Origin of the sequence: uncultured Veillonella sp. (assembly GCF_938010505.1) — a bacterium.
Lineage (GTDB): Bacteria > Bacillota > Negativicutes > Veillonellales > Veillonellaceae > Veillonella.
Window position 1 is genome coordinate 1 of the sequence record NZ_CALLVP010000124.1, and the last position, 5,439, is coordinate 5,439.

Genomic DNA, 5,439 nt, shown 5'->3' on the forward strand with positions numbered 1-5,439 from the left:
AAATGCAGCATCTATTTTATCATAAGACACTCATAAAATCGTAAAATTCTGGTGATTTTAATAGGAATTATTCGATATAAGTAACCTAATAAAAAACAGATTGTTGAATAAATCTAATCAAATATCTACTGTATAAAGAAAATATAATGAATTATAATAAACCATTATCCATCAGTAACCCCAACAAAGCAAATATAGCAAAAACTAAGAGGATACTTAAAATAATCCTTACTATACGTCTCACTATAGGCTTAGCCGGAGTGAAAGATTCTATACTATCATGATTACCGATTAACTCAGGGATACAAATAAATGCAATTAAAAATCCTATAGCCTGAATTGTACCTCTAACCTCATAATTAGTATTATATAAGTTCAGTAAAGACATGATAAAATCCATATATTTTTACCTCTTAGTATAATAGTAATATTTCTCTATAAGCTCACTATAATATAACCACCTGCAAGATCTTTTATCCCTAATACAGCTTCATCTTAAAAAGTCATATAATCAAATTAATTATCGATTCTATATCTCGTTTGTGATTGTTAATAATAGTAAATACCGAAAACAGATTGACTTGCTCCGTTTACATACTGTAACACATCAACACACTTGGTATTCAATACATCAATATTGTCACGACCCTGCTTAATGGTTCAATTGTATCTCCATTGTAGATAATAGCCATAGTTATTGAAGTATTCATGCCTTTTTATTCTAATATATAACACTCATAAAATTTTAAAAATTGGGTAATTTAATAAAAAGTCACCATAGAATCGGATACTTTACCTATCATCTTATTACTTGTAATAGCTTGTAATGGCGGAATAACTAGTTCAGCAGTCTTCGCTTCTGAAAGACTCGATTTAAAGTGGGTATGATTTCCCCAGCCACCACCTTTAATACGACCACCTACACCTATTTCGGCAATCTCTAGTTGGTCATTATTTTATATTATATCTTTACCAACCATAATAAGATTATCGACTCGTTCACGATGAAACGGTCGTTGCATCGAATCTCTAATATTGAACATTACAAAAAGAATGGCAGTCATTACTAAAACTTATATAACTAATATCTTATTTTGAATCTACATAATATAGTAAACCGTCTGATTTATAGAAATCGATATCAGCCTCAATCTTCTCCTTAGTAACAGAGACAAAATACACTCTAAGTTTAATACTAATTTTCTTCAAAAGTAATTGTTGACGTTTAGGATTAAATCTATTCTCATGGAAATCAATTAAATCAAAAAGTTCAATAGCATCGTTAAATGACTCAGAATATTTATAGCTTAAATTTTTAATTTTACTTAAAATATTATCCTTAAATGATAATAGTACCTGATTAAGATCATCATCAATTTCTCTTAGTAATAATGTAAATCCTAACAGAAATATCATCATATTAAACTCAAAGTTTGCTAATGAAATATAATCAATTTTAAAACTCAAGTCAGTATCATCTACGAATTCAAACAATTTAAAATCAGTAAAACAAGAATAATATTTAGGATCCATCAACAAACACTTACAGTCTATCTCAATGGTATCTATCGTATCAACTAACAACATACTTGGAAAAATACCTTTAACCCATGCTTCAACATCTTCTAGTCCCATACCACGTAAAACAATTTCTTCTAATTCCAAAGATAAATTATTCTTATCAATAATACTCAACATCTTCATTCGATAGATTAATGATTCTAATGTATCTAAATCAATACAATTATATCTATAAGCCTGTAATGCACCTAGAGCAATTAATAAAAAATAAAATTCAATATTTCTTTTTTCTTTAAGAGTTATTTTCATATTTATCTGCCATTACAATAACGGAATATTTTAATAAAAAAGTATTGGTTCTAATATTACAATATGATACTTTAAGTCTTCATACGATAACTATAAGGATACCTCCCCCTTAGAGGTCAGTGTATACACTAAACTAGAAACATTTAACATAACAGCTACTGTTCTGTTACTTTAACAATAATAGAACGATTTGGATATCTTATCTTTTTCTCCTTTAAACTATTATAAATATCCTGCTCTTCTGTAGTTAGCTCGGACTTACTAGACCAAATATGTGTTTGTATTGGTTTCTGTTCTCTCTTCTCTATTAAACATCTATTTAAAATATTAGTTTTGTAAATTTCATCAGTTTCCTGATCAAACAAATAATAAGTTTGACCTGAGTTTAAATCAAGCTTTAGAAAACCTGTTTTTCCATAACTATATAAATAGTCTAATTGTGTTTTATAAGAATATCCATTATGTTCTAATGTAACACCAGTTTGAGTATCTAATATATAATTTTCACCCTTGGAATATCCCAAAAAATAACAAGGTTCATATTTATCTGAATTAGATTCACCAATATAAACTATTGAACCTGCTACTAAAAGAAAGATGCCTGCCAAAATAGCTAATATGTATTTCATTTTTATTAGTCTCTCAAATCGCATAAAACAACCGTATTATATTGAAAGAGCACTAAAGATACTCCCAATTGTCACTTTCAATTAAACGACGATATCTAATAGGAACATTATCATAGTTATCTATAACCTTAGCACGTCCAATAAAATCATTATATCGCTTTTCATCCATATCAAATTTAAGGTTAACAAATATATAGTGGTCTAAATATCCATCATAAATAATGTATTGCTTATTATCCCTATCAATTTCACCAATAAAAATTTGACAATTTCGAATTGCTTTATATATATGATAATTATCTGATTTTAAAGAATCTACCAATTTATATGACTTTATACCAGATACAATTCTAATCATCTGTCTATAGTCATACAAATCACCTTTATTATTTAGCTGTACTAAATAATTGGGTTTTACACCAACTACACTTCCTAATTCAGCATGAAAAAACCAGGAGTTCACTAAAAAATAGATTCCAATTAAAAATAGAGAAAAAATATTTCCCAATATACTTATTATTAACAGTCGCTTCTTTAAAGTTTTACTTATCTGCATAAAAGTACACTCACTTATCTTATCCATTTTTTTCTAAAATGACAGTTATACTTTTAGTTTTTATATCACGTATAATTTCAATACTAATATTATCATCCACATCATATCCGATAAGTTGTGCTTTATTTACTTCACGCCATTTTATATTCTCTTCTGAAAGTATATTCCTCACTTCTTCTAAAGTAATACTTTCATATGTAATTTTAAAATTATAAGCCTGCCCATTTCTACCGGTAACATAATGATCTTCGCTAACTTTATGTGTAGATATACTTGTTAACTTTTGCTCATATGCTTCTAGTTGTTGAATTTGTTTTGGTCTATTAATAATAGCTACTCCTGTCATCAAAGAGATAGTAATCATACATATGAGTGCAAATCCTAAAATTATCTTAAAAGATATGGGAAGCATATTAAAGTAATAGGATATCTTTTTCAAAACTATCAACTCCATCAAAGCATCTCATTAAAGTACTAACCATTACTACACAATATTATAAAAATAAATATAGCGTATTTCTAATTTTTACTAACATAGTTATCTCGTAATTGTAATAAAATAGTTCGTTCTTCTTCTCCAATTTCATCTAAACTATTCAACATAATAAGATGATCCCCATAAGTATATTTCAACATAGTAATTAAAGAGTCTCTAACCTTTTTACCAGCAATACTTTCATCAAAATATACTTGTATATTATTTATTTCTTTATCAATGATAATAAAACCACTAACATTAAATATTAGGATTTTAGTAGGAGTCTCTTTTATTCCTCTTACGTCATTTGTAATAATTAAATGCTTATCTAAGTCGAGAAATGTGGCTTCATAGCCTGAATGATACCAGCGTTTATTATAATATTTAGCACCACGTTCTGAGTTCATCAGCATTTTTTCAAAGTTATCTAAAGTCTCTTTTGAAAAATCTTCTAACTTAGATTTCTTATTAACAATCATCTTAGATCTTGAATAGTTAATTTTATGCTTGCCAGTCTCATCACCGTAAATTTCAAATTCTAGAACATCTAACATGTGATTTCTAATATCATATCGACCGATTCCATCATAGCCTAAATAATAATAGTAAGGCTCATCAAGATATACGGCTAAAATACGACTAGAGACGGTTTCTTTAATTGATGTATCTACTAACTCATGGGACTCATCCAGAATAACTATATTATTAGGAGAACCATCGTGATAATAATACTGATAAATAGTGGTACTAATAATTGCTATAACGATCAGTATTAAAGAACAAATTTTTTTCATATCAAACTACCTAAGCTATATAATCAAATACCTTTATACAAAACACCAACATCTTTTAACAATATCAAATATCATATCTAATTAATAAATATTTATTCCACTTCTATATTTAATTATATGTCAAACTAGCATACACCACCAACGAATATTTTGTTATGTTGCGGCAAAAAAAAAGCACCATCTATCGAGGGACGACTTATGTGTCGTTTAGCTCCCCAAATAGATGATACTTTTTATAATTAAGTTAATTAAATTGTTCAAATAAACATGTTCCACTCGATCTACAATGTAGCATAGTACTACTTAATATTTCGTCGTGCCGCTAAACTACCAGCACTGCTAGCTAGGCCCGCTCGATTGATATGAGGGTTCCCATGTTTGTACGTTTTTGGCTTGCTACTTTTATCTTCTACCTTTGATTTCTCAAATTTAGTAAATAAATTATCAAGCTCACGCAAGAGCGCACGTTTTTGTGAGTCTTTCAACTCGAATACATCACCTTTATAGGCGATGTATTTATTTTTTAGTACAGGACTGAGATCATAGATAGGCTCGTGTTCTTCTCCATTTACATCCAACAGCTCATCCAAGGTCAATCCATAATAGCGAGACAGAGCACAGAGTGTATCTAAATCTGGTTCGCGATACCCTGTTTCGTAATTTGAAAGCGCCGCATTACTGATACCTACGGCCTTTGCTACTTCGATTTGGCTTTTGCCCATGCGCACGCGAGCACGCTTTAAGTTCTTGTAAAACTGCATGTTCATCACCTGTATCGATACATAAACAACTACAAACTATATACTTTTATAACAATGTATCACTGATTTTTTTGAAAGCTTCATCAGCAACGGCTAATGTGCGTTCCACTTCACCGCTCTTGTGGCAGATAGATACGAAATTACTTTCATAAGGGCTTGGCGCATAGTAAATACCATGGCTCAAGTTATGATGGAAGAACATCTTAAATTGTTCTTCGTTGCACGCTGCAGCATCATCAAAGTTCTTAACTGGTTTGTCAGTAAAGAAGATGGTGAACATAGAGCCTACCCGTTGTACTACAACAGGCACATTGTATTGTGCTGCCAATCTTTCAAAGCCTTCGCAAAGGGCAATCGTTGTATCTTCTACTTGTTTAAACACCGTTGGATC

The 5,439-nt window shown here is 29.8% G+C and carries 7 protein-coding genes and 1 pseudogene; all 8 read right to left on the reverse strand.

The features are described from left to right. Window positions 1-151: 151 nt before the first annotated feature. Window positions 152-400, reverse strand: coding sequence for a hypothetical protein (locus Q0507_RS07860; RefSeq protein WP_038150230.1), 249 nt, complete (start codon window positions 398-400; stop codon window positions 152-154). A gap of 689 nt (window positions 401-1,089) precedes the next feature. After that, entirely contained in the window at window positions 1,090-1,830 is a 741-nt protein-coding gene (locus Q0507_RS07865) for a DUF3969 family protein (protein WP_118091575.1), read from the reverse strand. Window positions 1,831-1,985: 155 nt separating this feature from the next. After that, on the reverse strand, window positions 1,986-2,459 hold the full coding sequence (locus tag Q0507_RS07870) for a hypothetical protein (protein ID WP_298714815.1): 474 nt from the start codon (window positions 2,457-2,459) through the stop codon (window positions 1,986-1,988). Between the two features lie 52 nt (window positions 2,460-2,511). Beyond that, window positions 2,512-3,015, reverse strand: coding sequence for a hypothetical protein (locus Q0507_RS07875; RefSeq protein ID WP_298714818.1), 504 nt, complete (start codon window positions 3,013-3,015; stop codon window positions 2,512-2,514). A 19-nt stretch (window positions 3,016-3,034) separates the two neighbouring features. Continuing rightward, window positions 3,035-3,469: a hypothetical protein gene (locus tag Q0507_RS07880; protein WP_298714821.1), complete on the reverse strand. Its 435-nt coding sequence runs from the start codon at window positions 3,467-3,469 to the stop codon at window positions 3,035-3,037. A 65-nt stretch (window positions 3,470-3,534) separates the two neighbouring features. Then, entirely contained in the window at window positions 3,535-4,287 is a 753-nt protein-coding gene (locus tag Q0507_RS07885; protein WP_298714823.1) for a hypothetical protein, read from the reverse strand. 299 nt (window positions 4,288-4,586) lie between these two features. Beyond that, window positions 4,587-5,048, reverse strand: a complete 462-nt coding sequence (locus Q0507_RS07890) for a helix-turn-helix domain-containing protein (protein WP_279007663.1) — start codon at window positions 5,046-5,048, stop codon at window positions 4,587-4,589. Window positions 5,049-5,094: 46 nt separating this feature from the next. Further along, a pseudogene (locus Q0507_RS07895) lies at window positions 5,095-5,439 on the reverse strand (aspartate aminotransferase family protein); the annotation flags it as partial.

Bases quoted from the DNA above. Each gene is read 5' to 3' on its own strand.
- Q0507_RS07860 (WP_038150230.1), bottom strand. From the start codon at position 400: ATGGATTTTATCATGTCTTTACTGAACTTATATAATACTAATTATGAG.
- Q0507_RS07865 (WP_118091575.1), bottom strand. From the start codon at position 1,830: ATGAAAATAACTCTTAAAGAAAAAAGAAATATTGAATTTTATTTTTTA.
- Q0507_RS07870 (WP_298714815.1), bottom strand. From the start codon at position 2,459: ATGAAATACATATTAGCTATTTTGGCAGGCATCTTTCTTTTAGTAGCA.
- Q0507_RS07875 (WP_298714818.1), bottom strand. From the start codon at position 3,015: ATGCAGATAAGTAAAACTTTAAAGAAGCGACTGTTAATAATAAGTATA.
- Q0507_RS07880 (WP_298714821.1), bottom strand. From the start codon at position 3,469: ATGGAGTTGATAGTTTTGAAAAAGATATCCTATTACTTTAATATGCTT.
- Q0507_RS07885 (WP_298714823.1), bottom strand. From the start codon at position 4,287: ATGAAAAAAATTTGTTCTTTAATACTGATCGTTATAGCAATTATTAGT.
- Q0507_RS07890 (WP_279007663.1), bottom strand. From the start codon at position 5,048: ATGCAGTTTTACAAGAACTTAAAGCGTGCTCGCGTGCGCATGGGCAAA.